The organism is Microvirga arvi (assembly GCF_016892765.1).
In the GTDB taxonomy this organism is placed as follows: Bacteria; Pseudomonadota; Alphaproteobacteria; order Rhizobiales; family Beijerinckiaceae; genus Microvirga; species Microvirga arvi.
This window is the reverse complement of record NZ_JAFEMD010000174.1, coordinates 1-1,380: the sequence shown is the minus strand read 5'-3', so window position 1 is coordinate 1,380 and position 1,380 is coordinate 1. Positions and strand designations below refer to the sequence as shown.

The window sequence follows — 1,380 nt, the reverse complement described above, 5'->3', positions numbered from 1 at the left end:
GCTCTGGCACCATCGAGCCGGTCTCGCGCAGCCGCCGCAACAGCTTCACGGCGGCCGAGGGGCTGACCTCGTAACGAACGGCCGCCTGGCGGATTGAGCTGCCCTTCTCAACAGCCTGCACAATGCGCCGGCGCAGATCCTGAGATAACGGTGTGGTCATGGCGAGCCTCTGTGCTCATGCCCCTGAACACCATCGAGTCAGATCCCGCGATTCCGTTCAACCCCAAACCGCTCTAGGGCCGGCGCATCAGCCGTGGCCGAGACGAACGGCTGATGCGCCGTCATATGGCATCTGGGCTCTGGCCCGAAGCCGGTTCCGACCAACCACGACTGACAGTTGTCATCAGCTGCCAATTGCGCCCAACCTGCTGCAGTAGAAGTTCACGACATCTGTACCTAATCGCGTGTGGCTGACCGACTTCACGTACATTCCAACCGGCGAGGGCTGGCTCTACTTGGCGGCCGTGCTGGACCTGGCCACCCGCAAGGTGGTGGGTTGGGCGATGCGCGATCATATGCGCACCGAGCTGACCCTTGGCGCTCTGATCATGGCAGCCCAGCGTCTTTCTTGACCTTGAGTTGAGGGCGGCCGCCTCGGTGGCGATCTCCTCGGCGCTATGCGCATCCAGCCGGTCTCGCGCCGCTCGGGGCCGAGCAGCCTATCGAGAAAGGCAGCCGCCGAGGCGGCCACACTGAAAATAGCAGCCTCGCGTATCAGATCAGGAGATTATTAGTCCATGAGCAGCGGATGCAGATGCAGCGCTAGGCCAGATGCACCTGAGGTTGCGAACAAAAGATCCAATCTGTTGATATCCTGTGTACAGGTCTGGGAAAAGATGTTGAAAAATATCACCGTTGCCGTTCCGGTTACTCACGACGATGAACTCTGCTTATCAATGTGATTGTCAATGCTCGTCAGAGCGAGTGTTACAAAGAATAATAGCTAAAATAATCATTTCCAGAGACTTTTTCTGTTATTAGAGGAGTAGCGTTGCGAGTGCCTTGTAGGAGGTGAGGCTCTCAGTATGTTGATCTCGAAGAGTTCTAGCTTCTTGGCCATCTGGCGCAAACATAGGAAAATGTCCTTATGACGGATCCAGCAACGGAAACCATAGATAAGTGGGAGGCGTGCAAGCTTGTGGAGAAAGCTGCAGGTAGCTTAGGCATCCGGCCACGAGCCCTTACCGTGCTGAAAGCTGTCGTCTCTTTCCATGAAGGCAACAGCATAGATAAGAACTCAGTCGTTTGGGCTCCCAACAAGAAGTTACTTGGGCGCTGCAATGGCATTTCGGCTCCGACATTGGTGATCCGCCCCCATTGAACTGGTCCACCCTGAAGTATGTCTTGAGGCTCACAGGAGGACCACAATGCCCAAGAAGC

The 1,380-nt window shown here is 56.2% G+C and carries 2 protein-coding genes and 1 pseudogene; 2 read left to right on the top strand and 1 reads right to left on the bottom strand.

The annotated features are described in order from the left end of the window. Nucleotides 1–160, bottom strand: a 160-nt coding sequence (locus tag ILT44_RS32110) for a helix-turn-helix domain-containing protein (protein WP_204243329.1), incomplete at its 3' end; no start/stop codon positions are given. Nucleotides 161–237: 77 nt separating this feature from the next. Between ILT44_RS32110 and ILT44_RS30350 the strand changes: the two are divergent. Together ILT44_RS30350 and ILT44_RS32105 are read left to right on the top strand one after the other, a co-directional pair. After that, nucleotides 238–563 (top strand): annotated as a pseudogene (locus ILT44_RS30350) (DDE-type integrase/transposase/recombinase); the annotation flags it as partial. A 524-nt stretch (nt 564–1,087) separates the two neighbouring features. After that, nucleotides 1,088–1,321 (top strand): helix-turn-helix domain-containing protein, encoded by a 234-nt coding sequence (locus ILT44_RS32105; RefSeq protein WP_204243328.1) that lies wholly within the window; start codon nt 1,088–1,090, stop codon nt 1,319–1,321. Nucleotides 1,322–1,380: the final 59 nt, after the last annotated feature.